Source organism: Bacillus halotolerans (assembly GCF_001517105.1).
GTDB classification, from domain to species: Bacteria; Bacillota; Bacilli; order Bacillales; family Bacillaceae; genus Bacillus; species Bacillus halotolerans.
Genome location: NZ_LPVF01000008.1, coordinates 115,638 through 141,974 on the forward strand (window position 1 = coordinate 115,638; position 26,337 = coordinate 141,974).

The following is a 26,337-nucleotide window of genomic DNA, read 5'->3' on the forward strand; positions in this document are numbered from 1 at the left end:
ACTAGAACCTTAATCCCATGTAAATCTCTGATTTTGCCAAGGGTCGCCTCTCATATGATAGCCGTTCTGCTCCCAAAAACCGGGATGATTTTCTTTCGTAAATTGGATGCCGCGCAGCCACTTAGCGCTTTTCCAAAAATACAAATGAGGAAACACCCCTCGCAGCGGGAATCCGTGTTCAGGCGTTAAAGGTTCGCCGTTATGCGCATAAGCGAGCAGTGATGTTTCAGCCAAAAAGTCATCGAGCGGCAGATTTGTCGTCCAGCCCTCTTCCGCGTGTAAAATGACATAGCCCGCCTCTTCTTTTACACCGGCTTTCTTCGCAATATCCCGTGTCCTTACCCCCTGCCAAACGTTATCCAGCCGCGACCAGCCTGTCACGCAATGAATGTCATTTTCCGATTCGCACTGAGGAAAGGCTTTTATATCTTCAAAGCTTAAAAGCATCGGGTGATCAACCAATCCGTATACTTGCAGATTCCACTTCGTCATATCCTCATAATACGGAACGTTTCCCGTATGAAGCACAGGAAAAGAAGTCGTCACATTTTGATTGGGCGGCACTCTTCCTGACTGATCTGCCTGTTTTATTTTTCCGAAATACATGCAAACCCTCCTTTTGTTAACCTGAATTATATTTATGTTGACAATCATTCAGATCTTTATTACTCTATCATTGTGTATGTAAACCTAAGGGGGAACAACGATGAAACAACATAAACTTCGTGCGGGTGATATGGCGCTGATCGGCATGTTCGCCGCACTTATGGCTGTCGGCGCCAACATTACATCAGTCGCGCCCTTTTTGCAAGTTGCCGGCATTCCGCTGTCGATGCAGCCGTTTTTCTGCCTCTTGGCGGCTCTTCTTCTCGGCAGCAAACGCGCTGCTATCGCGATGCTTGTATATGCGCTTGTCGGATTGGCCGGGGCACCAGTGTTCGCTCAGTTTTCCGCGGGCTTCGCACCATTTGCAGGTAAAAGCGGCGGCTTCATTATCTCATACATTCCTGCAGCATTCGCAGCTGGATGGTTATTAGAACGCAAAATCCACCCAAGTAAAATCCGTTTTCTGATTGCTTCTCTTATCGGAACGGCCATTATGTATATCATTGGCACCACCTATATGTATCTTGCGCTGAAGCTGTGGATTCATACATCGGCGAGCTACGGCACGGTTTGGGGCTTTATGACTTGGTTTATGGTAAAAGACACGGCGCTGGCTGTGCTGCTGACGTTTATCGCACCTGCGATCTACCGCTCTATTCATAAAGCAACCGGCTTTAACAGACATCAAATATCTTCCACTTAAAAACCGTTCCGATGGACGGTTTTTTGAAATGATAAACGAAAAAGGGCTCTCCCGTTAAGGAGAGCCTTTTTTCTATAAGACAAGCGCCGCAATCCAGCCAAAAATAACAAGCGGAATGTTATAAAAGATAAATGTCGGCACACAAGTGTCCCAAATGTGGTGATGCTGTCCGTCCGCACTCAGACCCGAAGTCGGCCCAAGTGTACTGTCGCTGGCAGGTGAACCGGCGTCGCCAAGCGCGGCAGCCGCTCCGATAATCGCAATCGTTGCCATCGGGCTGAATCCGAGCTGCATACAAAGAGGCACAAAGATCGTTGTGATCACCGGAATCGTTGCAAAAGATGAGCCGATCCCCATTGTAATCAGCAAGCCGACAATCAGCATCAGCAATGCACCCAGTGACTGACTGTGCCCGATAATACCAGCTGATGTTTTGACCAAAGACTCGACATCTCCGGTTTTTGTCAATACATTTGAGAATCCGGCTGCAACAAGCATAACAAATCCGATAAAGGCCATTAAAACCATACCGTCAGTAATCAATGAATCCGCTTCGTCACGTTTCATTACACCGCTGACAAACAGGATAATCAGGCCGGCCAGCGCCCCCATAATCATCCCTTCTACTCCCAATGTCTGCGATAAATAAAGCTGGACGCCGAGTGACACTAAAATGGCGAGAACCGCGATTCCCAGGCTTTTTTTCGTATATGGAGATGCTTTTACACCTGAGATTTCTTTTGTTTCATACACTTTTGGTTTGCGATAAACGATTACTGATAAAATCAAACCGACAACCATGCCTGCAACCGGTATAATCAGCGCGTACGGGATATCGCCAAGCGGAACGTTTAAACCCGCATCGGCCATGTTGTCCTTCAGCATGCCTTGGAAAATCTGGCCGAAGCCAACGGGCAGCAAAATATAAGGAGCCGTTAAGCCGAACGTAATCACACATGCAATCAGCCTGCGGTCCATTTCAAGCTCATTAAAGATTTTCAAAAGCGGCGGTATCAGCACAGGAATAAATGCGATGTGAACCGGTACCACGTTTTGTGAAAAACAAGCTACGATTAAAATAATCAGTACGATAAGCACTTTAGACAGTGCCTTTTTTCGAGTATCTTCTTTGTTTCCAATTAATTTCACAGAAGCTTCCACCATAGCATCCGGAAGACCTGTTTTCGTTAAAGCCGCAGCAAACGCACCAAGCATAGCGTAGCTGACTGCAACGGTGGCATTTCCGCCGAGCCCTTCTGTAAAGGCTTTAACCGTTTCACCCAGGCCGAGTCCTCCTGTTAAGCCGCCGGCCAAAGCACCTATGATTAAAGCAATAACTATATTGACACGCAGAAGGCTTAAGACAAGCATAAGCAGCACTGCGATTACGACTGCATTCATGATACCCCTCCAAAAATCCTTTAGTTTGCTAATGTAGTAGATAAATAAAGTACGAACGTATCGTATCATATTCATGATACTTTAGTCAACTAAAGATTTTGGAGAAAAAAACCCTGCCGCGAAATCGTAGCAGGGCTATATTTATTATGCTTTTACGTCTTCTTCCGCTGTGAATCTTTCTGCCAGAGTAGCCAGTGTTCTTGCCATGACGCCGGTTGCACCGGACGGACCGAAGCAGCTTGCTTTACTTGAAGTTGCTGTGCCTGCAATATCAAGATGGACCCAAGGAGTCGTTTCAGCAAACTCACCAAGAAACGTTCCTGCCATAATGGCATGGCCTTCCCGTCCCGGTGAATTGTTTAAATCCGCCATTTGGCTGTTTTTCACACGTTTTTTATCCTTTTCTGTAATGGGCAGCTGCCAGATGGCCTCACCGCACTCTTCCGCAGCTTCAGCCACCCGCTGATAAAAGCTCTCGTTATTTGTCATGGCGCCGGTTGTTTCTGTGCCCAATGCCACAACAACACCGCCGGTGAGCGTTGCCACATCAACAAGAACAGACGCACCATGCTGTTTCGCATATGTAAGGCCGTCTGCAAGCACAAGCCTTCCTTCTGCATCCGTGTTAAGGATTTCAATCGTTTTTCCGCTTAATGACACGATGACATCGTCAGGCTTCATCGCCCCGCCTGAAATCATGTTGTCGGTTGACGGAATGACAGCCAGCACATTTTGCTCCGGACGAAGCTCGCCGATCGTTTCCATTGCGCCAAGGACCGCTGCCGCTCCTCCCATATCGGATTTCATGCCGACAATTCCTGTTTTCGTTTTAATAGAGTAACCGCCTGTGTCAAAGGTAATTCCTTTTCCGACAAGTCCGATAACGTTTTCCCATTCCTTTTTGCCCTGATACTTCAAGACAATCATTTTGGGCGGTTCGGCAGAGCCCTGGTTTACCGCAAGGATTCCGCCCATACCGAGCTCTTCCATATCCGATTTCTCCAATATTTCACACTCAAAATCATACTTCGCCGCAAGCTCGGACGCATAAGAAGCCAAGTCAGTTGCTGTCAGCATATTTCCCGGCATATTAACAAGCGTTCTCGCCGAATTTGTGCCCTGTCCGTATGCCCGGCCGACAAGAAGACCGGCCTGCACTTCTTGTGCATCTTCATCTGTGACGGCATAGATGGATTCAAGCTGTTTATCCGGCTCATTAGATTTGTGCTTATAATCCTGCACCTCATAAGAAGCAAGCAGGCAGCTCTCAGCTAATGCGTGAGCGGCATCCGCTGCGGGAACTTCTTCACAAATAAATGTGTCAAGCAGTACGGCAGCCTCTTGTTTTCTGTCTTTATGAATGGCTTGAAAAACATGGGCAAAGCTTTCCTTGGCCTCTTCAAATGAATAATTCGCCTCTCTTCCCAAACCGACGAAATAAATACGTTTCATACCAGCGGAGGACGGAGGGAATACTTTTGATACTTGATTCCGTTTGGCAGAGACATCACCGTCTTTCAGAAGCTGAGTCAGATGGCCTTCCAGTTTTTCATCAATTTCCTTTGCTTTGCCTGTCAGCTGGCTTTTTTGAAAAAGTCCGACCACCAGAGTTTCAGTATGCTCTAATTGTTGAACCGCATAAAACATAAGGCTTACACTCCTAACGTAATGGGTATTTGTAATGAACAATGGTATAATAGGAAAAACATTCTTTCCTTACATTTATTTTATCAAACAACAGACAAAGACCTGCTTTTTTCTTTTGTAACACGAAAGATTTTCATATAGAAAGGATGTCGCCTATGGAACTTTTTATGAATTTTCCTTTATTATCAAGCCTTGCTGCCATCATCTTTGCACAAGTCATTAAAGTGCCGATACAATTTATCGTATCCAGAAAACTGGACTGGTCGCTGGTGACAAGCACAGGCGGCATGCCGAGTTCCCACTCCGCAGCTGTTACGGCGCTCTCTACCGGCGTAGCTTTAGAGCATGGATTAGGTTCCTCTCTCTTTGCGGTTTCAGCCATTTTCGCCGTCATTACCATGTTTGACGCAACCGGCGTCAGACGTCATGCCGGCGAGCAGGCAACAGTCATTAATAAACTTGTGATTGATTTTAACCGTTTTGTGAATGAAGCAAAAGATTTCCCGAAAGCCGAAGAGAAAGAAAAACAAAAAAAGCTGAAAGAGCTTCTCGGCCATCAGCCAATCGAGGTCTTTTTTGGCGGATTGACAGGAATTTTATTAACACTGGCACTGGCATACTTTTTTCTGTAAAAAAAATAACGCTCCAGCCGCAGCTGGAGCGTTTTATTCTTTCACTGTTTTGTATTGATTTCTGAACACCTGCAATGATTTTGTTTCATTAAGCTTTACCAGTTCATCCTCAGTGACTTTTCCGGTCCCCTTCTTAATCACATACACGTCCAGGGTTTTTTTGCCCCATTCATTGTAGACATCATGAACGGTTTCAAAATACAAATCAATGCGGTTTCCCTTGATGGCCGATCCGGTGTCCGCAACGACACCCAAACCGTAGTTCGGGATAAATAAAATGGTGCCGATCGGAAAAACGGATGGATCGGCGGCAACCGTAGAGTATAAATCTCTTTTCACTTTAACACCTGAATATGTAAGCCCGTATAATGGATCACCAGGTTTTTTACCCGTCGATTCGACTCCCGCTGTATAGCCTGTAGCCGTTACTTTTTGCGCCGGATATTGGTTCCAGTCAAAGGCTTCTTCCAATGGTTTGTCTTTTGCTTTGGTTGCAGCGGACATCGTTTTTTCGTTTTTCTGCTGCAATGCTTTTAATGTCAGTCCTGTATTCTTCGAGTGCTTCTCATTATTTTCTTGTACCCATTTTGATAAGTCCTTCGCCTCTACTCCTGATATCGCTAAATATGTCGTGGCAAACGCGAGCAGAAATAAACAGGCCATCAGCAAACGTCTGATCATTTTCAACATTATTCACCTCTCCTCCGAATCATTGTTCCCATATAGCGGGAGCAATATTCAAAACGGTGAATGCGCTGAAGGCACAAAAAAAAGCTTTCTTTAGAAAGAAAGCGGCATTAAAACATCTGATATCCTCTTTTTCTGAGCATGTTGATCGCTATGCCTGAGACAATGGCGCCGGCCAGACCGCTGGCTAAAATCAATACATCTGCAGCAGCTAACGATACGACTCTCTGAAACAGGCTGGCAAAGGATTCGCCTGGCGATTGGATATAGCTGATCAGCTTTTCCTTGCTGATTATAAAAAGGCATACAATCGGATAAATCACAGCCATAATCCAAGACATTCTCAGCAGCATGTTTAATAAGAAACCGATTCCAAAAAACAAAACAAAAAATAAAACAATTGAGATGATAACGACTGGCAGACTAATCAAAACCCCACCCCCTGCGTTACTTTTAGTGTACCGCGGGGGCTTTTAAAAAGTCAACGGCTGGAAAATGAATGACTGTCTTTACCTGTCCCCTGACATGACGGACAAGTTTCTGAACCGCCGAGGATTAATTGAAAATACCCTTTCCCTGAGCAAAACGGGCATGCCTGTGAAGCGGTTGTCGTTGCGGTTTTCATCTTAGCATCACCTTTTTCTTAATTTTCAGATAATAATACCATACCAAGGTGTCAATGATAAAGTCAGATCATGTGACATATCTTTTGATGTAAGCGGAAACATTTTTAGTTTCCTCTTGTTCTCTTTTTATTTTGGCGTTTTTTAATAAAACAAAACCCGCGGAGAGCGGGTTTTTAGAAAAACTTAAACTTGCCTTTTTTCAGTGTGAGTCCAAGTCCGCCGATTAAAAACAGCGAACGGTTATCGATGACTTTTTTCATAAAAGAAGCCGGCGTGCCTTTCAGTTTTCTTCCGTACACGACTCCGACCGCATTATGCTCGCCAAGAGAAGCCACCGTTCCTTTTATATCAGGTTTGAATTCTTCAAGCTCGCCGCCCTTAATGAGTTTTGCAATGTTTTTAGCGACCGTAGTCCCCTGCTGCATCGCGATTTGGGCGGTCGGCGGATAAGGACGGTCAGTGTCTTCATTGATAAACAGCGAGCTGTCGCCGAGAATAAAGACGCTGTCATGTCCGGGCGCGCGAAGATCAGGATTGACTTTCACCCGGCCGCGCATATTTTCAAAGCCGGCTTCTTCCACAATCGGATGTCCGCGGACACCTGCCGCCCACACCACCGTTTGCGATTTGATTTGCTCGGGCTCCTCATCTTTTTTGCCGACTGTGACTCCTTCTGCGGTACACTCTTGAACCGCCGTTCCGATTTTAAACTCAACGCCATTCTCCTCAAGATAGTGAACAGCATAATCGACAAGCTCGGGATCAAAGCCCGGCAATACGGTCGGCGCTGCTTCTACGCAGATAATGCGTACAAGGCTTCTGTCAACGTCATATTCCTTGCAGAGCTCCGGCACACGGGCAGCCAGTTCGCCAAGAAATTCAATACCCGTAAACCCGGCTCCCCCGACAACGATTGTTAACCTGTCCCGCCTTTTTTCAGCTTCAATGTTGTAAGTCGCAAATTGCAGCTCAATATGTTCCCGAAGCACACGGGATGTATTGATATTGGCGATCGGAAACGCAAATTCTTTTAAACCTTTAATGCCGAACGTTTCAGGTACCGCTCCGAGGCCGATAACTAAATAATCGTACTGCAGTTCTCCATTGGCAAGCACAACTTTCTTCTCTTCTATTTTGATTGCCTTCACGGTATCCTGTACAAAATTGACACGTGACTGGTTGATTACATCTTTTATCTGATAACGGCAGCGGTCATGATGGAGCGTACCGGCGCTCGCTTCGTGCATCCATGTCGTTTCGTAATGATAATTGTGTTTATTCACAAGCGTAATATCAGCATCATTCGGACCGACATGCTTCGTCAGCCTTGTCACTGTCATCAATCCGCCATAACCTGCACCTAAAATCACGATTTTGGGCTTATTCAATGCCATCACATCCACCTTCTCTTTTTTTTGCTGTTAGACGCATATAAAAATCATCATTTGTGTTATCTTCAGCTTATTGGCAGGATTTTATGAAATATATTGAAAAGTTTTTTGTGAAGTCCACACCCATAGCACTACTATCATGTGTATCCGGCTGGTTCATGAAACATTCAGAAAAAAGATGAATTCATGTTTTTCTTATCGTATCGGCCCCCAGGCATATGATCAAGAATGAATGCGCATACAATGCACTCGCAAATTTTTCTGCTGACTCGTCAATTTTAAGAGCAATATGGTATAATTAATAACAATTTTCATTTAGGAGGCAATTTTCGTATGCGAGAGGATACAAAGGTTTATGATATTACAATTATAGGCGGGGGACCGGTCGGCTTATTCACCGCTTTTTACGGAGGCATGAGACAGGCAAGCGTCAAAATTATCGAAAGCCTGCCTCAGCTTGGCGGACAGCTTAGTGCCCTGTACCCTGAGAAATATATATATGACGTAGCAGGATTCCCGAAAATCCGCGCCCAAGAGCTAGTGAACAACTTAAAAGAGCAAATGGCGAAATTCGACCAAACCATTTGTTTAGAGCAAGCGGTTGAATCTGTTGAAAAACAAGCAGACGGCGTGTTTAAGCTTGTGACAAACGAAGAAACCCATTACTCTAAAACGGTCATCATCACTGCAGGAAACGGCGCATTCAAACCAAGAAAGCTCGAGCTTGATACAGCCGAACAATACGAAGGCAAAAACCTTCACTACTTCGTTGATGATTTACAAAAATTCGCCGGCAGACGCGTTGTGATTCTGGGCGGAGGAGATTCAGCGGTTGACTGGGCGCTTATGCTTGAGCCAATCGCAAAAGAAGTTTCCATCGTTCACCGCCGCGATAAATTCCGCGCGCATGAGCACAGTGTGGAAAACCTTCACGCATCTAAAGTGAATGTCCTGACTCCATTTGTTCCGACAGAGCTCATCGGAGAAGACAAAATCGAACAGCTTGTGCTTGAGGAAGTGAAAGGCGAGCGCAAAGAGATTTTAGAAATCGATGACTTAATTGTCAACTACGGCTTCGTCTCATCTCTTGGACCGATTAAAAACTGGGGACTTGAAATTGAGAAAAATTCCATTGTCGTCAAATCAACGATGGAAACAAATATCGAAGGCTTCTTCGCAGCAGGTGACATTTGCACATACGAAGGAAAAGTCAACCTGATCGCAAGCGGCTTCGGCGAAGCACCGACAGCTGTTAACAACGCGAAAGCTTATATGGACCCGAAAGCTCGCGTACAGCCTCTGCACTCTACAAGTCTTTTTGAAAATAAATAATAAAAAAAGGAGCTTGTGTCAAGATGACACAGCTCCTTTTTTATTTGAAGATATTTATATAATTCATCGCAGTTCCGATAACCAGCGCAATCACAAGGGCTGCTACAACCCAGATCGTGGTCATGATAATGCGGTCTTGGATCTTTTGGGACTTCGGTGTTTGTTCTTCGTTTTGAGTCATCTCCACTCGCTCCTTTCACATGTCCATGTCATAAAGAAAGCCTGGTGCTGAAGGACCAAGCTGTGCTGAACTTATATATTAGCGTCTTATCATCCGCTCTATGAGACCATTCGTTAAGACTATGATACCCAAACTCATCCTGAATGACAAGCTTCCGCACCTGAATCACATCCATCATCAGATAAATCGTTTGACATCCTCTCCAAAACAGAGTACATTATACAAGGCGAACATTTGGTATATATTCATCATAAATATTCGTATTTAGGAGTGGATTCTATGGAAAACGTGTTTGATTACGAAGATATTCAGCTAATTCCTGCAAAATGCATTGTGAACAGCCGTTCTGAATGTGATACATCCGTGCGTTTAGGCGGACGTACATTTAAATTGCCCGTCGTTCCTGCCAATATGCAGACGATTATAGATGAGAAACTTGCGGTTTCATTAGCCGAAAACGGCTACTTTTATGTGATGCACCGCTTTGAACCTGAAAAACGGATTGACTTTATAAAGGACATGAACGCACGCGGCCTATTCTCTTCTATCAGCGTTGGGGTCAAAGATGAGGAGTATGCATTTGTCCGTCACCTGGCAGAAGAAAATCTGGTCCCTGAATACGTGACCATCGACATCGCTCACGGACATTCCAATGCCGTCATTGAGATGATTCAGCACCTCAAAAAGCATCTTCCGGACAGCTTTGTCATCGCGGGAAATGTCGGAACACCGGAAGCGGTCAGAGAGCTCGAAAATGCCGGAGCGGATGCCACAAAAGTCGGCATCGGACCGGGAAAAGTATGTATAACGAAAATTAAAACCGGTTTCGGCACAGGCGGATGGCAATTAGCCGCGCTGCGCTGGTGCGCAAAAGCCGCCAGCAAACCGATTATCGCGGATGGCGGAATCCGCACCCATGGCGACATCGCAAAATCAATCCGATTCGGCGCCACCATGGTCATGATCGGTTCACTATTTGCCGGACACGAGGAATCACCGGGACAAACCATTGAAAAAGACGGAAAGCTCTACAAAGAATACTTTGGCTCAGCCTCTGAATATCAAAAAGGCGAAAAGAAAAATGTCGAAGGCAAAAAAATGCACGTAGAGCATAAAGGCGCAATCATGGATACGCTGACTGAAATGGAACAGGATCTTCAATCTTCTATTTCTTATGCTGGCGGAACTAAGCTGGAGGCTATCCGCAATGTGGATTATGTCATCGTGAAGAATTCAATTTTCAATGGAGATAAGTATTAAAATAAAAAAAGCCAAGTCAGCGGTTCGCCGCTTGACTTGGCTTTTTCTATTATTAGCACTCTTCTGGTTTACCTGCATTCGTCGCTGTCCTGAAAGAAGAACCGCAGCCGCATGAGGCGATGGCGTTTGGATTATCGATGGTAAAACCGCCGCCAAGCATGGATTGCTTAAAGTCTATAATAGTGCCGTTCATGATATCAAGGCTTTCTTTGTCAACGAGAACAGTAATGCCGTGCTCCTCAAACATACTGTCTGCTTCGCTTTTTTCATGCTCAAAGCCCATTCCGTATGAAAGACCGCTGCAGCCGCCGCCTTTAACGCCGACACGCAGAAACGCGTTTTCTTCTTCATGCTCTTTCATCATATCTTTTATATGCAAAGCTGCTGCTTCTGTAATTGTTACAGGGTTGCTCATTAATGTGAACCTCCTTTTAAAAACCGGATGTTGTCTTTTATTATAAACTTGATCGGCTCATTTCTCAAACTAGCTGTTTTATAAAAAATAGACGCCCTCACAAACAGTCTCTGCCGGACCTGTCATCATCACATGGCCGTTCTCTTTCCAATTAATGACCAAATCTCCGCCCGCTAAATGAACCGTAATGTCTTCATTTCGTCTTGATACGCCGTTTAAAACAGATGCGACAGCCGCTGCACAAGCGCCTGTTCCGCAAGCCTGTGTGATGCCTGATCCCCGTTCCCACACGCGGAAGTGCAGTTCATGCTCATTCACAGTTTCCACAAACTCGACATTCACACCTTCCGGAAATCTAGGATCTTTTTCAATCACCGGTCCCAGTGTCGTCAGCGGAGCGTGTTCAATATCGGCAACCGGAAAAACGATATGAGGATTGCCCATGGAAACCGCGGTGCCTTTTAGTTCAGCTTCGCCAAATGTCATTGTTTCATTAATGGTTTGCTCCTCACCGCCGCCAAGCATCGGAAGCTCGGCTTTTGTCAGACGCGGTTCACCCATATCGACAGTGACAACATTCACTTTTCCGTTTTCAGCTTGAACCTCCGCTTTCACAAGCCCGGAGAGGGTTTCAATCAGAAAAGATGTTTCCTCAACCAGCTTATGCTCATACGCGTATTTTGCAACGCAGCGCAGGCCGTTGCCGCAGTTTTTCCCTTCAGACCCGTCATTATTAAAAATCCGCATTTTGACAGGTGCTTGATCTGAAGGACATATGAGGATCATTCCGTCGGAGCCGATCCCTGTATAAACGGAAGACACTTGAACCGCTATTTCAGACAGTTGTTCTTCCGGCAGTTGTTCTTCAAATTGATTCACGTATATATAGCTGTTTCCAAGTCCGTGCATTTTGGTAAATCGAAATGAGTTCATAGATGCCTCCAACTTTTTCTCTTTTTCTTAGTATAAAAGCTATTATAAACGGACACAATACAATTATCCCCCGTTTTTCATACATAAAAGCTCCTTGCAATTACGCAAGGAGCTTTTATCTTTTATATGAACATGCCAGCAATAGCCGCGCTCAGCAGATTGGCTAATGTTCCCGCTAGAACAGCCTTTAACCCGAGGCGTGCGATATCTGAGCGGCGGCTTGGCGCTAAACCGCCAAGCGTACCGAGCATAATCGCAATCGAGGAGAAATTTGCGAATCCGCATAACGCAAAACTGATAATCGTAGCGGTTTTTTTAGAAAACTCGCCGATGTGCGGACCGAAGTTAGAATAAGCGACAAACTCATTCAGCACCAATTTCTGGCCGATAAAGCTTCCGGCATGCAAGGCTTCATGCCATGGCACACCAATCATAAAGGCGATTGGAGAAAACACATAGCCGAGGATAGATTCTAATGTGACATCTTTTAAACCGAACAAGCCAAAAACACCGCCGAGAATACCGTTGACCACGGCGATTAATGCGACGAATGCAAGCAGCATCGCACCAACGTTCAGCGCAATTTGCAGACCTGTTGACGCACCCTTTGCAGCCGCGTCAATCACATTGGCCGCTCCTTCGCCTTCATCCATTTTGAAATCGCCTTTTACTGTTTGCGGCGTTTCCGTTTCAGGAATGATTAATTTTCCGAAAACCAGACCCGCAGGAGCAGCCATGAAGCTCGCCGCGAGCAAGAATTCAATCGGAATACCGAGAAGGGCGTAACCAAACAAAGTTGAACCCGCAACAGCCGATAGACCGCTCGTCATAATTGTAAACAGTTCAGAGCGCGTCAGCCCTGCAATAAGGGGCCTGATCACTAACGGAGATTCCGATTGCCCTACAAAAATATTAGCAGCAGCCGCAAGAGATTCCGTTTTGCTTGTCCCAAGAAGCTTCGACAATCCGCCGCCGATCACACGGAAAATGAGCTGCATGATTTTCAAATGATATAAAACTGCAATCAGTGCTGAGAAGAAAATGATAACAGGCAGTACACTTAATGCAAACGCCGGGCTGTCGCCGACTTTTAAAAGCGGCCCAAATATGAAACTGATGCCTTCATTGGCATAATCAATCAGAAGCTGTACACGGCTTGAAAACCATAAAAAAACAGCGCGTCCCGCTTCCCATTTCAACACGATGTATCCAAACGCCACCTGTATACATAAACCAACGATGACGGTTCTTATTCTAATATTGCTTTTCTTTTCTGAAAATAAAAACGCGATGGCGATTATCCCAACTGCGCCGAGCAGTCCCCAAAGAACATTCATGAATACACCTACACCTCTTAAAATTTATTTAAAACAAATCTTTTATACGATAACAATAATATTTTTTGATGTCTACACATTTTTTCAGTACTTTTGTACCGCAAAATAAAAAAGGGCCTGAGACAGGCCCTTTTCTTCAAAACATTGGGTTTTCTTCAATAAATGTATATATATTCTCAACAAGCTCAGCAGGTGTTTCACCCGTAACGACTTCTCCGTTTACTAGAGCGAATAGTGATTCCATACATTTTCCGCAATAGCTTAAACAGCCGTATTCAAGAACATCCAGATTCGGATCTTTCTCTAAAATCGCTCGGGCTTCCTGAGAGCCGTGAGCCAGATTGCTGACACAAAATTCAATCATTGGATTCATGCGGTTTCACCTCACATATGAACATTATCGCGAATTTTTCACTATTCGTCAAAGACAACGAACGCATCAAAATTTATTATCGTAACATATCATTCCCGCAATAACGTTCTACTAATTTGCGTTTTAAAGCTAATTTGTAGGTTATTTTGAAACTAATATTGTGATTTTAGATCAAATTCGATATAATTCTAGATGTTATTTTACAAAGTTCGTATTTTTCATCAATGTGTCTATCATACTCTTCGGGTTAAAGGGGAATTCAAATGAAAAAATTGGTCTTGATCGGCGGAGGTTACGGAAACATGCGTGTTCTTCATCGCTTATTGCCCAACCAGCTGCCTCATGATGTTTCAATCACGTTAATTGACAGAAATCCTTATCACTGCTTAAAAACAGAATATTATGCCCTTGCCGCAGGCACAATTTCTGACCACCATATCAGAGTAACGTTCCCAGAGCACCCTCGCCTGGATGTCGAGTACGGCGATATTTCATCAATTGATATTGCACAAAAACAAGTGCTGTTCCATGACCGCGAACCGATTTCTTATGATGACGCAGTGATCGGGCTCGGCTGCGAGGATAAATATCATAACGTTCCGGGAGCGCCCGAATTCACCTACAGCATTCAAACCATCGATCAGTCCCGCGAAACCTATCAAAAGCTGAACAACTTATGCGCCGAAGCGACTGTTGCCATTGTCGGAGCAGGCCTTAGCGGCGTTGAACTTGCAAGTGAATTAAGAGAAAGCCGTGACGATCTGAACATTATTTTGTTTGACCGCGGAGATCTCATTTTATCAAGCTTTCCCGAGCGTTTGAGCAAATATGTGCAAAAATGGTTCGAAGAGCACGGTGTCCGCATTATTAACAGGGCAAATATCACAAGAGTAGAAGAAGGCGTTGTGTATAACCACGATGACGCAATTTCCGCAGACGCCATCGTATGGACAGCCGGCATACAGCCGAATAAAGTCGTCAGAGACTTGGATGTGGAAAAGGACGCACAAGGCCGTGTCGTGTTAACCCCTCATCACAATGTCCCGGGTGATGAACATCTGTACGTTGTCGGAGATTGTGCCAGCCTTCCTCACGCACCGAGTGCCCAGCTGGCAGAAGCTCAAGCAGAACAGATTGTCCAAATATTGCAAAAACGCTGGAATGGTGAAGCCCTTCCTGAATCAATGCCTCAGTTTAAGCTGAAAGGCGTTTTAGGTTCACTCGGAAAAAAAGCCGGCTTCGGACTTGTTGCTGACCGGCCGCTGATCGGCCGTGTTCCGCGTTTGCTGAAATCCGGCTTGCTGTGGATGTACAAACACCATAACGGATAATAGCAGAACCGCTGATGAAGTCAGCGGTTTTCTGTATAACCGTATCTCTCCATTTCCTCATATACATCCTTCAATTTCGGATTGCCTTCTCCGACAATTTTATTTTCGACGAGGACGAGCGGATAAAAATATTCGTCATTTCTGATTTTTTCCGCAAGCTGTTTTACGTTTTCGGCGTCAGGCGGCTCGTAAATGTCGATGTATTGGATTTCAAAAGGCTGATTCGGATATTTTCTTTTCAGAGCAGCCTCAAGCCATTCATATGTATCTTTAGCCGTCGGCATATTGACACAGCTTGCACAAACGGTTTCTGCCCCATATACGCTGAGCATGACAGTTTTGGTCATTGATAAGTGCCCCCATTTCTCTGCATTACATTCTTTCTATTAAGTATACAGAGACAAAAGACGTTTTTATAGAAAAAAACCGTTTTTGTGTTCAAGTCTGAATGTGCTATAATAATGGGAGCAATTCTGCAAACCAAACAATAGATTTTTATTGTTACACTGAATATAATGGTTTTATGACGACGAAAGGAGCGAATGTCATGACTGAAGTTGAAATGAAAGAACAGGTGCAGGAAGTACTGGACAAACTTCGTCCGTTTTTACTTCGTGACGGCGGTGACTGTGAGCTTGTAGACATTGATGAAGGTATTGTTAAGCTTCGTCTTTTAGGCGCGTGCGGCAGCTGCCCAAGTTCAACAATTACGCTGAAAGCCGGAATTGAACGCGCTCTTCTTGAAGAAGTGCCGGGTGTAATTGAAGTAGAACAAGTCTTTTAATAAAGCAGCCAGGCTGATATTTGATCAGCCTGGCTTTTTTTATGAGAGATATTGGTCAAACCATGAGCTTATATAGGCCAGGCGCTTGATCCGCTGTCCCGGGTGTCCGCTGCGTGACAAATTATGCGATGCTTTCGGAAAACGGACCAGCACGGTTTCCTTGTCCATTTTTTTCAAGGCGATAAAAAGCTGTTCAGCCTGTTCAATCGGGCACCGGTCATCACGTTCGCCATGAAGAATTAAAAGGGGCGTCTCCACGTTTGCCGCATATTTTAAAGGGGAACGGTCCCACAGTTTTTCCGTATCGGTAAACATGTCATGCTCAAGCTGCCAGTCCGTGAAAAAATAGCCGATATCACTAACGCCGTGAAAGCTGAGCCAGTTTGAAATCGAACGCTGAGTGACAGCTGCTTTAAAACGATGTGTCTGCCCCACGATCCAGTTGGTCATAAAGCCTCCGTAGCTTCCGCCTGTGACCCCTATCCGCTCGGCATCTATCTGCGGGTCTCTTTTGATCGCCTCATCCACTGCCTGCATCACGTCCTGATAGTCTTTTCCGCCGTAATCCCCTCTGACTGCGTTCACAAATTCCTGTCCGTAGCCATGACTTCCTCTTGGATTTACATAAACCACTGCATATCCTTTCGCCGCCAGCACCTGTAATTCGTGAAAATATGTATGCCCGTACATCATATGCGGACCGCCGTGTATATTGAGAATAAGCGGATAGTTTTTGCCCTCTGCAGCGTGAGCAGGTTTCATCAGCCAGCCGTTCACCCTCATCCCATCTTCTGTCACATATTGAATGTCTTCAGGTAACGAAATGAGGTGCTCGTCAACAAACTTGTCATTCGCATCAGTCAGCCGTTTTTCTTCCTGTCCAAGCGGAATGCTGTAAAGCTCACTAGGTCTGCCAGGCTTTGTCACACTGGCAATAAAGCTGTGTTCATCAGGATGCATAGAAAAGCTGTTGATATATTCTTTTTCTAACCGAATCGGATATACGAGTCCCTCTATAGAAACATAATAGATTCCCGTGCTGCCTTGTTCTGTGCCGATGACATAAAACCCTTGACTGTCTTTTGTCCAAACCGGGCGCTGTTCAGCTCCTCCTATCAGCGAATCTCCAATCAACGCATCCGCTAAGTGAACGTCCAGCATATCAGTGAGACACGTAAGGCGGTCTAGCTCTATATCATAAAGCCACGCTTTTTCTAGCGTTGCATTCCGATATTCCTGTTCATGCCCAAGCAAAGCAAGGTACCTTCCGTCCGGTGAAAAAGAGCTGGGTCCGAATGAGCCGCGATGAGAGGTAATCAGCTTGAGATCTTCTGTCTCCAGCGACACCATGCAGACATCGTGCGGCTTGCTGGCATCATCCGTTTCAGTCAAATTAGCCGAAAAAACGAGAGATTTGCCGTCAGGAGAAAAAGCCGGATCGAAGTGGTCAGCTTTTTCATTAGTCAGCTGTTTTACCTCACCAGACTTCACGCTGACAAGCACAAGCTGAGCATACGCGCCTCTCGTCAGCCCTTTTCCATCCCGTTTATAGGCTAAACCATGCACTTCAACCGGTTCAAAGCTGTCGGGTTCCGTTTTCTCTTGATCATAAACACTTTCTTCATCTCCCAGGCTGACCGTGACAAGCACTGACTCTCCATCCGGAGACCATACCGGCTGAGACACACCATATGGAATATCAGTCAGTTTTTTTGCTTCCCCGCCTTCAGCGCTCATTATATAAAGCTGAGACACATCGCCATCACGGTCAGAAACAAACGCAATCTGGCGTCCGTCAGGAGACCATCTAGGATCAGTACTCCGCTTTTCTCCATGTGTCCAAGGAATGGACGTGCCGCTTCCTGCATCATATACCCATATATTTGAAGTATATGAATCTTTCTCTTTGTTTGCTTGTGACTTCACATAAGCCGCACGCTTGCCGTCCGGGGCGTATTGAGGGTCCGTCACCGAGACAATGGCTGTCATATCTTCGGCGGTCATCAGCTTTTTCATATCAATCTCCTCCTTTTTACATGTATTTCGTTTTTCTAAATAAAAATCCCTTTATATCATGAAGAAAAAAAGCGTCCTCTGCTGACGCTGAGGAACGCTTGGAATGAACTATACACTTTTCACTTGATAGAAAGGATTTCGCTCTATTATACTTCCCTCTTTCGGAACGGTCAAAGCGTCGACTTCACAATGCGGGAAATGAAGTGCGAGCTGCTCTTTCAGCGCTTCTCCTTTTCCTTTTTCGGTCATGACAAGAATCGTCGGGCCCGCTCCGCTGAGGGCAGTTCCATAAGCGCCTTTCATCTCGGCAACATGCTCCACTTTAGACAATTCCGGGACAAGCATCGCCCGATACGGCTGATGGAACATATCCTTTTTCATGATTTTTCCGACAAGCTGCCAATCCTTTGACATGATCGCCGCGATGAGAATGTTGCTGACGGCGCTGGCTTTTACAGCGTCCGCATATGGAAACTCTGCCGGAAGCACGTCCCGCGCGTCTCTTGTCAGCACCTCGTAAAAAGGAATGACAACCACAACATCAATGTCGGCATCCGGCACGCGGATCATTTGCGTCTCGTCGTCTTCATGCAGTCCGATCACAAGCCCGCCGACGAGAGAAGCGCCTGCATTGTCCGGATGTCCTTCTTCAAGGCTGGCTAAATGCAGCTTGTCTGCTTCGGAGAGCTGTAAACCGCATAATTCATCTGCCAGTTCTATAGCCGCCACTATGGCCGCAGCACTGCTGCCAAGACCGCGTGCAAGCGGAATGTCACTCCACACTTTCACATGTACAGGAGGCATTGCTTTTCCGTACATATCCGCCGTCCGTTTCGCCACTTGGTAGATCATATTATCTGTACCCGCCGGAATTCCGGCGACTGTTTCTGTTTCAGCTTCAAAAGACCATTGATCGCTTTCAAAGACGGTCAGCTTCAAATATCTGCTGAGCGCCATTCCGACTGAATCAAAGCCGGGGCCTAGGTTAGCCGTGCTTCCTGGAACAGTGACAGAGAACAGCATGTCGGCATCGTTCATACACGGGCCGCTCCTTTTACATATTCGAGGATGCTGTCTTCATCAGTCGGCAGGGTGACCGGCTTCATTTCAGAAATGTCGACCGCTGTGTTCGGGTCTTTCAGCCCGTTCCCTGTTAACACAGCCACAACCTTGCTGCCTTTCGGAATTTCTCCGGATTTTACTTGTTTCAGCACACCTGCAATAGATGCGCAGGAGCCCGGTTCTGCAAACACGCCTTCTTCACGGGCGATCAGCTGATACGCATGAAGAATTTCATCATCAGTGACTTCGTCAATTTTCCCATTGGACTCCTCAGCCGCTTTTACAGCTTTATCCCAGCTTGCCGGGTTTCCGATACGAATCGCTGTTGCCACTGTTTCCGGGTTTTCAATAACTTCGTTGCGGACGATCGCAGCTGCTCCTTCCGCTTCAAAACCGCGCATTTTCGGAAGGCCAGTGCCGTTTTTCTCATGATATTCTTTGAAGCCCTTCCAGTACGCTGTGATGTTTCCCGCGTTTCCGACCGGGATCGCCAAAACGTCCGGTGCTTCGCCCAGCTGTTCGCATACTTCAAAGGCAGCTGTTTTTTGGCCTTCGATGCGGTAAGGGTTGACCGAGTTGACAAGCGCGATCGGTGATTTTTCACAAATTGAACGGACAATTTTAAGGGCATCGTCAAAGTTGCCGTCGATTGCAATGATTTCAGCTCCGTACATGACTGCCTGAGCGAGCTTGCCAAACGCAATTTTCCCATTCGGGATGATGACAATACATTTCATATCGGCGCGGGCTGCATAAGCAGCCGCAGCCGCTGATGTATTTCCGGTTGACGCGCACATAATCGTGTCGTTGCCTTCTTCTTTCGCCTTTGCCACCGCCATGACCATCCCGCGGTCTTTAAAAGATCCAGTAGGGTTTACGCCTTCTGTTTTGACATGGAGCTCAATCCCGAGCTGTTCAGACAGCTTCGGCAAATGAATGAGCGGCGTATTGCCTTCATGTAACGTAAGCGCCGGTGTTTGATCCGTTACAGGTAAAAATTCTTTATATTGATGGATAAGTCCTTTCCACATTAGCTCCAACCGTTCCCTTCTACACGATATGTGCTTTTGACTTCTTGAACGACTTCCAAATCATTTAAGTTTTGCAGGATATCACTGAAATCAGCTTCTGATGTGTGGTGTGTGACGATGACGATTTCTGCTAACTCATCATGCCCCTTAATCGGCAGCTGAAGAATTTTCTCAAAGCTGACGCCCCGTTCTGAGAACACAGACGTGATTTTCGAGAATGAGCCCACCTCATCCTTCACGTGAATTCTCAAAAATTGCTGTGCATAAATATCGGACGGCGACTTCATGTTTTTCTCATATTGCGGCGCAACAAAGCTGTTGCCGGTTACGCCGAGACGCATGTTTTTCATGACAGCGACCAGGTCAGACACAACTGATGTGGCTGTCGGCATGCTTCCCGCTCCCGGGCCATAGAACATCGTCTCTCCGACAGCTTCGCCATACACGTAGACGGCGTTATATTCATTATGCACGGCAGAAAGCGGATGGTGATCTGGAAGCAGCGTCGGCTGAACGCTGACTTCAATTTTGCTGCCGTCACGCTGGGCAATCCCGATCAGCTTCATTGTGTAGCCGAGACGTTTGCTGAAGCTGATATCCTCGTCTGTAATTTGGGAGATCCCCTTCACTTTGACATCTTCCAGATCGACGTTCATTGAGAAGCCGAGACGCGCCAATATTGCCATTTTCCGTGCGGCGTCGAGCCCTTCCACATCTGAAGTCGGGTCAGCTTCGGCAAACCCCAGATCCTGCGCTTCCTTAAGCACTTCCTCGTAAGGGCTTTTCTCTTTAATCATTTTGGTTAAGATAAAGTTCGTTGTTCCGTTTACGATTCCCATCATTTTAGTAATCCTGTCTGATGAGAGGCCTTCCTCTAATGTGCGAAGAATTGGAATCCCGCCGGCAACGCTGGCTTCGAAGTAAATATCACAGCCATTTTCCTTTGCTTCAGCCAGCAGTTCAGAACCGTACACGGCCATTAAATCTTTGTTTGCCGTGACAACGTGTTTTTTCGATCTCAAAGCGTCAAGCAAATATTGCTTTGTCTGCTCAACACCGCCGATTACCTCGATGATGACATCAACATCTGGATCGTCGATCACATCATATACTTCTGTCGTGAGCACTTCCTTCGGCAAATCTACTTCTCTTTTTTTCTCTACATCTTTCACAAGCACTTTTTTTATTGTAATTGGACAGCCAACCTGATGCATCAGCTTATCCTGATGGTCTTGAATAATTTTAACGACACCGCTTCCGACGGTACCTAAGCCTAAAAGCCCTACACGAATTGCTTTCAAAAAAACTCCACCCTTCTCCGGATTGTCCTTTCAAGAGAGACAATTGTTAACTCAACACAGACATATAAGTTACAAATATTATATAAGCCCACTCCTGTTTTGACAAGACAACAATCTGCTGAATTTTGCGAATGCAAACGCTTAACCAATTGATATGACAAGATTCTTTATTTTCTAATTATTTTTGTCAGATTTTCTCCTTCCTTACAAGCCGCCCTTTCCGAGCCAGCTGACAGGGGGAACAAAAATGTTCTGCGCTCTCATGTTCATAAACTCCTGGGCAGCATTCAGAAATTGTTCATAGCCCGAATCGCTGAGAATGTAGTCGAGCTGCTCTTCATAATAGTGCTTTTCTGATTCTGAAGAAATATAGTAGCCTTCCACGATTTCATAATAATGAAGCGGAAAAAGGAGACGGCTGTACAAAAGACGTTTCGAAAATGAAGACAGCGGTGTGATTTGCTCGTATTCCTGCAAAAAGCGAAAGCCCTGCCGGTTAAAATCATCACGATGATGCAAAAATGTGTGTCTCATATATTCGGCTAAATCGCGTGCAGCGTGGTCAAATACCCAGTCAGCCGGAATCCTGATTAGGGATTCAGAAGACCACGTATTTCTTTCCATCCTCTGATGGCATATTGTTCCTGAATCAGCCGCTTGCGGTTTGTCATCGAGCTCAGTATCGACTAAATATTGAATCGCGTTTTCTGACAGTCCTAAATAATATGGAAACGATTCAATCATTTTTTTATCAAAGGGCTCGTGCGGAGGGGTATGAACCTTTCGCTGCCAAAACGCTTCAAGCTGATCAATGCGTTTTCCCCACAGGTCTTTCCACTGCCCAATTCTTCCGGCCTCCTTGACTTCGTACGGGTATCCTCTGCCCTTTCGATGAAACTCCGCCAGTTCTGTCCCTATGGAAAATGCCCGGTTTGAAAAAGGAGGAGCCGCCTTCAGCAGGGCGTACGTTTTTCCTTCATGTTCAAAGGTCAGCTCGCCTTCTTTTGTAAAGATAAAAACGGAAACGTATGGGTCACTTTGTTCTTGTAAATACTGACTCATGTAATAAAGCTCCGCCAGCTCCTCATCTGAAAAATGGGAAACGGGAACAATCAAAAAGAAGGAATTCGGTGTTTGAAAGCATTGATACGTATGCTGATACATTGAAAGCTGCCTGATATGAATGCCGTATTTTTCTTTTATTGTGCCTTTCACAATGATCACCTGCCTGTTGAATTAGGGCTCATCACATCGTAGTCATACACAGGCGGAATTATGAATACATATTTTAATCCGGCGAAGGAGCAAGAAAAAGTCGTAAACATCTCGTACGTTTTGTATAAACTAGTAAAAAAAGATTGGGTGAAGTTGATGTCAGATAAAGAACAAATCAGTCAGATGGAAGCCAAAGCAAGAGAACGGATGAAGGAGCGCGGCGTTGAGGTATCCGATATTGCCGAGCTTGTCTTTTTTCTGCAGAAAAAATATCATCCGGATTTAACCATGGATGAATGCACGTTGAATGTGAATCGGGTCCTCGCAAAGCGTGAGGTGCAAAACGCGATTTTAACGGGCATTGAATTGGACGTTCTTGCTGAGCAGAAAAAACTGTCTGAACCGCTGCAAACGATGCTGGAGATAGATGAAAGCCTATATGGAGTAGATGAAGTTCTGGCATTTTCCATCGTGAATATTTACGGGTCCATCGGGTTTACGAACTATGGCTACATCGACAAAGAAAAACCCGGTATCCTCGGCCGTTTAAATGATAAATCAACCGGCGAATGCCATACATTTCTTGATGACATTGTCGGCGCCATTTCCGCTGCGGCCTCCAGCAGGCTCGCACACCGCGCGCGGCATACAGAATAAAGGGCACCCTTTTGGGGCGCCCTTTTTTTAGATATGCTGAATCCACTCAGTCAGTGAATCAATAGCGTGAGTCGGTTTTTCCATATCGTCTGTCATATGCTCTCTTTTCGTTACGCCTGTGTGGACAAGCAGCGTATCCATCCCTGCATTAATGCCTGCCATAATATCAGTCGCGTAGTTGTCGCCGACCATAAGTGTCTCGGATACGTCAGTGCCGAGAACACGCATCGCCTGCTCCATGATGATGGATTCCGGCTTGCCGATAAATACCGGCTGCACGCCTGTGGATACGGTTAACACAGAGGTCAGTGAACCGTTGCCCGGCAGGAGGCCTCTTTCAGTCGGTATGGCAATGTCACCGTTGGTGGAAATAAAGCGGGCGCCATTTCTGATTGCGAGGCAGCCGACGGCAAGTTTTTCGTATGTAATCCCGCGGTCAATTCCGACAACAACAAAGTCCGCATCTTCCTCTGCAAAGGTCAGGCCGTTTTCTTCAATCGCCTGGCGAATTCCTTCTTCCCCGATCACATACACAGACGCGTCTTTTTTCTGCTGTGCGATATGCTGGGCAGTCGCCATGCTTGTCGTAAAGACCTGCTCCTCTGTTGCCGGAATGTCAAAAGAGACCAGCTTGTCCGCCACCTGCTTCGGTGTGCGGGAAGAGTTGTTTGTCACAAAAAGATAAGGAATGCCGCGGTCTTTCAGCGTTCTGACAAATTCACACGCTTCCTCGATTTTTTCTGTGCCGTTGTACATCGTTCCGTCTAAATCAATTAGATATCCTTTATATGTTTTCATTTTTAAACACTCCTGTGGCTTTCCTGTCGTTATTTAAACGCGGAAACAGGGCCCAGCTCTGTTTCCAAGTAGCTTCTGATTCGTTTCGGAAAGACTTGAAGGACCGCTAGATGCGCGGTGATCAGCTTGTAAAGCTCTGCACTGTCAGCGAGCTGGTATTGCTGAACCAATGTTTTTCGGTACGCAATCAATTGCTTCAGCTCCGCTCCCTCTTCTTCCGTTACGACTTTTTCATCAACCAGTATGTCCATGATATCATCATAGCTGCCCGGGTCCCGCATAATAAAACCGTCAATCATGTCATTTCCTGTATCGAGAATGCATTCGATTAACAGGTGGCCGATGCGTTCAAGCGCGAGCCCCTCGATTTCGGAATTCCAGTCTGCTTGCGAATGAAACAGCGCCAGCTGACGCTCGAAGAACCCGAGTGTATGCTCTATCTTGTTTCTGTCAACAAAATACATGACAGCATCCCCTTTGTGTAATGGTTATTTTCTGATCCGTTTTAAGACAAAATACGCACAGCCGAAATTACAGTATTCGTAAATGTATTCGTCCAATGTGCTGATTTTCGTTTCAAAGGTCGCCTTTTGATTCTGGTCGTCAAAGAAGCCCTTGAGCCTGAGCTGGCCGTATCCCCAGTCTCCCACAATGTAATCGTATTTATTTAAAATATCGGAATAACGGGCTTTAAAAGCCTCTTCGTTGAAGCCGTCTTTGAAATTGTGCACCAGCTCAAATTCGGCATTTTGAATAAGAATCATGATCTCACCTCTTTTTCACTCATTCCTATCATAATTCATTGCCCCGTCCCCATCAATTGCTAAAGAATAATTCGTGTGATTTGGCTACCCTACACATGAGGAGGGATTACAAATGAAACGAACTGCTGTCAGCCTCTGCCTGATGACCGGGCTTTTATCCGGATGCGGAGGCGCAGGATTCAATAACGCTGAACAGAATGCCCAGCATCAAAATGAAACCAGGCCCATTCATGTATCTGACCGCAATGAAGCTTTTAACAGGCATGATGAGAATGAACAGTTTGGTTATGTCCGCTATCAAAAAGAACAATTGGACGGCGAACAGCAGGAGACACCGGCGCCAGACCGTGAAGAAACCGCTCACATCATATCAAGCTTAACGGTTCAGCTCCCTCATATTCAAGATGCCGCAGCGCTTGTCACTGACCAAGAAGCGCTTGTCGTGTACAAAACCGATTCGAAAAACCGTGAGCTGACAGCTGATCAAGTGAAAAAAACGGCGGTTTCGGTGATTCCGCGTTACTATCATGTGTACATTTCCGACAATCCGAATCACATGCAGGCCATCAAAAATTACAGCAATCTCGGTTCCGGTTCAAGAGATGTCAGAGACATCATGTCGGGGACAATACAAGAAATGAAAACCTCCCCGCAAGGAAGCCCTGTCTCGGAAAACGAAAATGCCAATGGAGAAACACGCCAGGACAAGGAAACGAATAGGAATGACAAAAACGCCAGATGATCTGGCGTTTTGGCATTATGCTTGCGCTTGGCGTTTTTTAGATGCTTCGTTAACCTGTTCATCCGCATGGTAGGAGGAACGGACAAGCGGACCGGCTTCACAGTGGCTGAAGCCTTTTTGCATCGCGATTTCCTTCAATTCTGCAAATTCATCAGGGTGATAATATTTTTGGACTTTTAAGTGCTTCTTCGACGGCTGCAGGTATTGGCCGATTGCCATAATATCAACATTGTTTGCCAAGAGGTCGTCCATCACTTCGATAATTTCTTCTTTCGTTTCACCGAGTCCGATCATGATGCTTGATTTTGTCGGGATGTCAGGCTGCATTTCTTTCGCGCGGCGCAAAAATTCCAATGAACGGTCGTATGTCGCACGCGCGCGGACTCTTGGCGTCAGGCGGCGAACCGTTTCGATATTGTGATTCAGGATGTCAGGGCGCGTATCCATTAACGTTTTTAAGTTATCATAGTTTCCGCCCATATCTGACGGAAGCACCTCAATTGTTGTGAACGGGCTTTTTCTGCGGATTGCACGGACAGTTTCCGCGAAAATACCCGCACCTCCGTCTTTTTGGTCATCACGCGCAACAGCTGTGATAACCGCGTGTTTCAGATTCATCAGAGCGACGGAATCTGCTACGCGTTCCGGCTCTTGCAGGTCAAGCTCAGTCGGAAGGCCCGTTTTGACGGCGCAGAAACGGCACGCTCTCGTACAAACAGATCCTAAGATCATAAATGTCGCTGTACGTCTCACTGCCCAGCATTCATGAATATTCGGACATTTTGCTTCTTCACATACGGTGTGCAGATTGTTTTCCCGCATGAGTTTTTTGAGTCCTGTATAATTTTCATTTGTATTTAATTTGATTTTGAGCCATTCGGGCTTTCTGAGGTGTTCGTCTTTCTTTGCCAATTCCCATCATCTCCAATATCCAATATACTCATTTCTGACACGAAACATTCTGAAAACGAGATAGGTGCAGTTTTTTCATTTCTGCAACAAAAATAATGTTTTTCTAACTAAAGAAAGTCTTTTCTTTAGACACTTTAACATAGGAAAAATTTCTCGACAAGGGAAGATGATTACTGACATTTTCTCGCCGGGTTGCCGCA

Annotated in this window: 30 protein-coding genes; 8 read left to right on the plus strand and 22 right to left on the minus strand. The window is 45.7% G+C overall.

The window, feature by feature from the left end; all coding sequences use genetic code 11:
* Positions 1–9 precede the first annotated feature (9 nt).
* Complete coding sequence (locus tag AU387_RS03130) at positions 10–606, minus strand: sulfite oxidase-like oxidoreductase (protein ID WP_044158974.1); 597 nt, start codon at positions 604–606, stop codon at positions 10–12.
* A gap of 100 nt (positions 607–706) precedes the next feature.
* On the opposite strand from AU387_RS03130, the gene AU387_RS03135 reads away from it, so the two are divergent.
* Positions 707–1,309, plus strand: a complete 603-nt coding sequence (locus AU387_RS03135) for a biotin transporter BioY (RefSeq protein WP_059334783.1) — start codon at positions 707–709, stop codon at positions 1,307–1,309.
* A gap of 72 nt (positions 1,310–1,381) precedes the next feature.
* On the opposite strand, the gene AU387_RS03140 is transcribed toward AU387_RS03135, so the two are convergent.
* Both AU387_RS03140 and AU387_RS03145 read right to left on the minus strand, forming a co-directional pair.
* Positions 1,382–2,710, minus strand: a complete 1,329-nt coding sequence (locus tag AU387_RS03140) for a Na+/H+ antiporter family protein (RefSeq protein ID WP_044158977.1) — start codon at positions 2,708–2,710, stop codon at positions 1,382–1,384.
* Between the two features lie 144 nt (positions 2,711–2,854).
* Positions 2,855–4,357: a leucyl aminopeptidase gene (locus AU387_RS03145; protein WP_059334785.1), complete on the minus strand. Its 1,503-nt coding sequence runs from the start codon at positions 4,355–4,357 to the stop codon at positions 2,855–2,857.
* A gap of 155 nt (positions 4,358–4,512) precedes the next feature.
* On the opposite strand from AU387_RS03145, the gene AU387_RS03150 reads away from it, so the two are divergent.
* Positions 4,513–4,989 (plus strand): divergent PAP2 family protein, encoded by a 477-nt coding sequence (locus AU387_RS03150; protein WP_044158979.1) that lies wholly within the window; start codon positions 4,513–4,515, stop codon positions 4,987–4,989.
* A gap of 33 nt (positions 4,990–5,022) precedes the next feature.
* On the opposite strand, the gene AU387_RS03155 is transcribed toward AU387_RS03150, so the two are convergent.
* The 4 genes from AU387_RS03155 to AU387_RS03165 all read right to left on the minus strand — a co-directional run bounded on the left by AU387_RS03155 (position 5,023) and on the right by AU387_RS03165 (position 7,696).
* Positions 5,023–5,682, minus strand: coding sequence for a 3D domain-containing protein (locus AU387_RS03155; protein ID WP_082687826.1), 660 nt, complete (start codon positions 5,680–5,682; stop codon positions 5,023–5,025).
* 104 nt (positions 5,683–5,786) lie between these two features.
* Positions 5,787–6,107, minus strand: a complete 321-nt coding sequence (locus tag AU387_RS03160) for a YuiB family protein (protein WP_044158980.1) — start codon at positions 6,105–6,107, stop codon at positions 5,787–5,789.
* A gap of 50 nt (positions 6,108–6,157) precedes the next feature.
* Positions 6,158–6,301: a YuiA family protein gene (locus AU387_RS20315; protein ID WP_024122716.1), complete on the minus strand. Its 144-nt coding sequence runs from the start codon at positions 6,299–6,301 to the stop codon at positions 6,158–6,160.
* A 174-nt stretch (positions 6,302–6,475) separates the two neighbouring features.
* The gene (locus AU387_RS03165) at positions 6,476–7,696 is read right to left on the minus strand and encodes an NAD(P)/FAD-dependent oxidoreductase (RefSeq protein WP_059334789.1); all 1,221 of its coding nucleotides are present in this window, start codon (positions 7,694–7,696) and stop codon (positions 6,476–6,478) included.
* A 330-nt stretch (positions 7,697–8,026) separates the two neighbouring features.
* Here AU387_RS03165 and yumC point away from each other — a divergent pair, with 330 nt between their 5' ends.
* Entirely contained in the window at positions 8,027–9,025 is a 999-nt protein-coding gene (yumC, locus tag AU387_RS03170; protein WP_059334791.1) for a ferredoxin--NADP reductase 2, read from the plus strand.
* A gap of 40 nt (positions 9,026–9,065) precedes the next feature.
* Here the strand turns inward: yumC and AU387_RS20320 are convergent, their stop codons facing one another.
* Positions 9,066–9,206 (minus strand): hypothetical protein, encoded by a 141-nt coding sequence (locus AU387_RS20320; RefSeq protein ID WP_044158982.1) that lies wholly within the window; start codon positions 9,204–9,206, stop codon positions 9,066–9,068.
* A 279-nt stretch (positions 9,207–9,485) separates the two neighbouring features.
* Between AU387_RS20320 and guaC the strand changes: the two genes are divergently transcribed.
* A complete protein-coding gene (guaC, locus tag AU387_RS03175; protein ID WP_044158983.1) occupies positions 9,486–10,466 on the plus strand; it encodes a GMP reductase in 981 nt (326 codons plus the stop codon).
* 52 nt (positions 10,467–10,518) lie between these two features.
* Here guaC and AU387_RS03180 read toward each other — a convergent pair whose 3' ends face one another.
* The 4 genes from AU387_RS03180 to AU387_RS03195 all read right to left on the minus strand — a co-directional run bounded on the left by AU387_RS03180 (position 10,519) and on the right by AU387_RS03195 (position 13,524).
* On the minus strand, positions 10,519–10,881 hold the full coding sequence (locus tag AU387_RS03180; RefSeq protein WP_010331733.1) for a HesB/IscA family protein: 363 nt from the start codon (positions 10,879–10,881) through the stop codon (positions 10,519–10,521).
* 78 nt (positions 10,882–10,959) lie between these two features.
* On the minus strand, positions 10,960–11,814 hold the full coding sequence (dapF, locus tag AU387_RS03185; RefSeq protein ID WP_059334793.1) for a diaminopimelate epimerase: 855 nt from the start codon (positions 11,812–11,814) through the stop codon (positions 10,960–10,962).
* 122 nt (positions 11,815–11,936) lie between these two features.
* Entirely contained in the window at positions 11,937–13,151 is a 1,215-nt protein-coding gene (locus AU387_RS03190) for a NupC/NupG family nucleoside CNT transporter (RefSeq protein WP_044158986.1), read from the minus strand.
* 136 nt (positions 13,152–13,287) lie between these two features.
* Positions 13,288–13,524 (minus strand): YuzB family protein, encoded by a 237-nt coding sequence (locus AU387_RS03195; protein ID WP_010331736.1) that lies wholly within the window; start codon positions 13,522–13,524, stop codon positions 13,288–13,290.
* Between the two features lie 263 nt (positions 13,525–13,787).
* Here AU387_RS03195 and AU387_RS03200 point away from each other — a divergent pair, with 263 nt between their 5' ends.
* Positions 13,788–14,855 carry an NAD(P)/FAD-dependent oxidoreductase gene (locus tag AU387_RS03200; protein ID WP_024122723.1) on the plus strand — a complete coding sequence of 356 codons (1,068 nt, stop codon included), beginning with the start codon at positions 13,788–13,790 and terminating at the stop codon, positions 14,853–14,855.
* 20 nt (positions 14,856–14,875) lie between these two features.
* On the opposite strand, the gene AU387_RS03205 is transcribed toward AU387_RS03200, so the two are convergent.
* On the minus strand, positions 14,876–15,202 hold the full coding sequence (locus AU387_RS03205) for a YuzD family protein (protein WP_059334795.1): 327 nt from the start codon (positions 15,200–15,202) through the stop codon (positions 14,876–14,878).
* Between the two features lie 101 nt (positions 15,203–15,303).
* Here AU387_RS03205 and AU387_RS03210 point away from each other — a divergent pair, with 101 nt between their 5' ends.
* A complete protein-coding gene (locus AU387_RS03210; RefSeq protein WP_175422398.1) occupies positions 15,304–15,639 on the plus strand; it encodes a NifU family protein in 336 nt (111 codons plus the stop codon).
* A gap of 39 nt (positions 15,640–15,678) precedes the next feature.
* Here AU387_RS03210 and AU387_RS03215 read toward each other — a convergent pair whose 3' ends face one another.
* The 5 genes from AU387_RS03215 to cotNH form a co-directional block, all read right to left on the minus strand.
* Positions 15,679–17,655, minus strand: coding sequence for a S9 family peptidase (locus tag AU387_RS03215; protein WP_059292626.1), 1,977 nt, complete (start codon positions 17,653–17,655; stop codon positions 15,679–15,681).
* A gap of 108 nt (positions 17,656–17,763) precedes the next feature.
* On the minus strand, positions 17,764–18,693 hold the full coding sequence (thrB, locus tag AU387_RS03220) for a homoserine kinase (RefSeq protein ID WP_044158993.1): 930 nt from the start codon (positions 18,691–18,693) through the stop codon (positions 17,764–17,766).
* Positions 18,690–19,748 (minus strand): threonine synthase, encoded by a 1,059-nt coding sequence (gene thrC / locus AU387_RS03225; RefSeq protein WP_044160320.1) that lies wholly within the window; start codon positions 19,746–19,748, stop codon positions 18,690–18,692. The genes thrB and thrC overlap by 4 nt, the downstream gene beginning before the upstream one ends.
* A complete protein-coding gene (locus AU387_RS03230) occupies positions 19,748–21,049 on the minus strand; it encodes a homoserine dehydrogenase (protein WP_044158994.1) in 1,302 nt (433 codons plus the stop codon). The genes thrC and AU387_RS03230 overlap by 1 nt, the downstream gene beginning before the upstream one ends.
* Before the next feature lie 204 nt (positions 21,050–21,253).
* Positions 21,254–22,267 carry a spore coat-associated protein CotNH gene (gene cotNH / locus AU387_RS03235; protein ID WP_059292705.1) on the minus strand — a complete coding sequence of 338 codons (1,014 nt, stop codon included), beginning with the start codon at positions 22,265–22,267 and terminating at the stop codon, positions 21,254–21,256.
* 153 nt (positions 22,268–22,420) lie between these two features.
* Here cotNH and AU387_RS03240 point away from each other — a divergent pair, with 153 nt between their 5' ends.
* Positions 22,421–22,921, plus strand: a complete 501-nt coding sequence (locus AU387_RS03240) for a phosphatidylglycerophosphatase A family protein (RefSeq protein WP_024122730.1) — start codon at positions 22,421–22,423, stop codon at positions 22,919–22,921.
* Between the two features lie 27 nt (positions 22,922–22,948).
* Here AU387_RS03240 and nucF read toward each other — a convergent pair whose 3' ends face one another.
* The 3 genes from nucF to AU387_RS03255 are packed head-to-tail and all read right to left on the minus strand — an operon-like array spanning position 22,949 to position 24,483.
* Positions 22,949–23,719 carry a 5' nucleotidase NucF gene (nucF, locus tag AU387_RS03245; protein ID WP_044158995.1) on the minus strand — a complete coding sequence of 257 codons (771 nt, stop codon included), beginning with the start codon at positions 23,717–23,719 and terminating at the stop codon, positions 22,949–22,951.
* Positions 23,720–23,748: 29 nt separating this feature from the next.
* Positions 23,749–24,183, minus strand: a complete 435-nt coding sequence (locus AU387_RS03250; RefSeq protein ID WP_059334796.1) for a DUF86 domain-containing protein — start codon at positions 24,181–24,183, stop codon at positions 23,749–23,751.
* 24 nt (positions 24,184–24,207) lie between these two features.
* Complete coding sequence (locus AU387_RS03255; protein ID WP_003228682.1) at positions 24,208–24,483, minus strand: YutD family protein; 276 nt, start codon at positions 24,481–24,483, stop codon at positions 24,208–24,210.
* A gap of 112 nt (positions 24,484–24,595) precedes the next feature.
* On the opposite strand from AU387_RS03255, the gene AU387_RS03260 reads away from it, so the two are divergent.
* Positions 24,596–25,225, plus strand: a complete 630-nt coding sequence (locus AU387_RS03260) for a YhcN/YlaJ family sporulation lipoprotein (protein WP_044158998.1) — start codon at positions 24,596–24,598, stop codon at positions 25,223–25,225.
* Positions 25,226–25,240: 15 nt separating this feature from the next.
* Here the strand turns inward: AU387_RS03260 and lipA are convergent, their stop codons facing one another.
* A complete protein-coding gene (lipA, locus tag AU387_RS03265) occupies positions 25,241–26,137 on the minus strand; it encodes a lipoyl synthase (protein WP_010331747.1) in 897 nt (298 codons plus the stop codon).
* Between the last annotated feature and the right edge of the window lie 200 nt (positions 26,138–26,337).

What these genes read in the sequence shown, in the direction of transcription:
- AU387_RS03135 (WP_059334783.1), top strand. Translation starts at nt 707, where the DNA reads ATGAAACAACATAAACTTCGTGCGGGTGATATGGCGCTGATCGGCATG.
- AU387_RS03200 (WP_024122723.1), top strand. Translation starts at nt 13,788, where the DNA reads ATGAAAAAATTGGTCTTGATCGGCGGAGGTTACGGAAACATGCGTGTT.
- AU387_RS03145 (WP_059334785.1), bottom strand. Translation starts at nt 4,357, where the DNA reads ATGTTTTATGCGGTTCAACAATTAGAGCATACTGAAACTCTGGTGGTC.
- AU387_RS03140 (WP_044158977.1), bottom strand. Translation starts at nt 2,710, where the DNA reads ATGAATGCAGTCGTAATCGCAGTGCTGCTTATGCTTGTCTTAAGCCTT.
- AU387_RS20320 (WP_044158982.1), bottom strand. Translation starts at nt 9,206, where the DNA reads ATGACTCAAAACGAAGAACAAACACCGAAGTCCCAAAAGATCCAAGAC.
- AU387_RS03255 (WP_003228682.1), bottom strand. Translation starts at nt 24,483, where the DNA reads ATGATTCTTATTCAAAATGCCGAATTTGAGCTGGTGCACAATTTCAAA.
- AU387_RS03210 (WP_175422398.1), top strand. Translation starts at nt 15,304, where the DNA reads ATGTGCTATAATAATGGGAGCAATTCTGCAAACCAAACAATAGATTTT.
- AU387_RS03150 (WP_044158979.1), top strand. Translation starts at nt 4,513, where the DNA reads ATGGAACTTTTTATGAATTTTCCTTTATTATCAAGCCTTGCTGCCATC.
- AU387_RS03240 (WP_024122730.1), top strand. Translation starts at nt 22,421, where the DNA reads ATGTCAGATAAAGAACAAATCAGTCAGATGGAAGCCAAAGCAAGAGAA.
- AU387_RS03130 (WP_044158974.1), bottom strand. Translation starts at nt 606, where the DNA reads ATGTATTTCGGAAAAATAAAACAGGCAGATCAGTCAGGAAGAGTGCCG.
- thrC (WP_044160320.1), bottom strand. Translation starts at nt 19,748, where the DNA reads ATGTGGAAAGGACTTATCCATCAATATAAAGAATTTTTACCTGTAACG.
- nucF (WP_044158995.1), bottom strand. Translation starts at nt 23,719, where the DNA reads ATGAAAACATATAAAGGATATCTAATTGATTTAGACGGAACGATGTAC.
- AU387_RS03180 (WP_010331733.1), bottom strand. Translation starts at nt 10,881, where the DNA reads ATGAGCAACCCTGTAACAATTACAGAAGCAGCAGCTTTGCATATAAAA.
- AU387_RS03190 (WP_044158986.1), bottom strand. Translation starts at nt 13,151, where the DNA reads ATGAATGTTCTTTGGGGACTGCTCGGCGCAGTTGGGATAATCGCCATC.
- AU387_RS03165 (WP_059334789.1), bottom strand. Translation starts at nt 7,696, where the DNA reads ATGGCATTGAATAAGCCCAAAATCGTGATTTTAGGTGCAGGTTATGGC.
- guaC (WP_044158983.1), top strand. Translation starts at nt 9,486, where the DNA reads ATGGAAAACGTGTTTGATTACGAAGATATTCAGCTAATTCCTGCAAAA.
- AU387_RS20315 (WP_024122716.1), bottom strand. Translation starts at nt 6,301, where the DNA reads ATGAAAACCGCAACGACAACCGCTTCACAGGCATGCCCGTTTTGCTCA.
- dapF (WP_059334793.1), bottom strand. Translation starts at nt 11,814, where the DNA reads ATGAACTCATTTCGATTTACCAAAATGCACGGACTTGGAAACAGCTAT.
- AU387_RS03215 (WP_059292626.1), bottom strand. Translation starts at nt 17,655, where the DNA reads ATGAAAAAGCTGATGACCGCCGAAGATATGACAGCCATTGTCTCGGTG.
- AU387_RS03250 (WP_059334796.1), bottom strand. Translation starts at nt 24,183, where the DNA reads ATGTATTTTGTTGACAGAAACAAGATAGAGCATACACTCGGGTTCTTC.
- AU387_RS03205 (WP_059334795.1), bottom strand. Translation starts at nt 15,202, where the DNA reads ATGACCAAAACTGTCATGCTCAGCGTATATGGGGCAGAAACCGTTTGT.
- thrB (WP_044158993.1), bottom strand. Translation starts at nt 18,693, where the DNA reads ATGAACGATGCCGACATGCTGTTCTCTGTCACTGTTCCAGGAAGCACG.
- AU387_RS03195 (WP_010331736.1), bottom strand. Translation starts at nt 13,524, where the DNA reads ATGAATCCAATGATTGAATTTTGTGTCAGCAATCTGGCTCACGGCTCT.
- AU387_RS03260 (WP_044158998.1), top strand. Translation starts at nt 24,596, where the DNA reads ATGAAACGAACTGCTGTCAGCCTCTGCCTGATGACCGGGCTTTTATCC.
- yumC (WP_059334791.1), top strand. Translation starts at nt 8,027, where the DNA reads ATGCGAGAGGATACAAAGGTTTATGATATTACAATTATAGGCGGGGGA.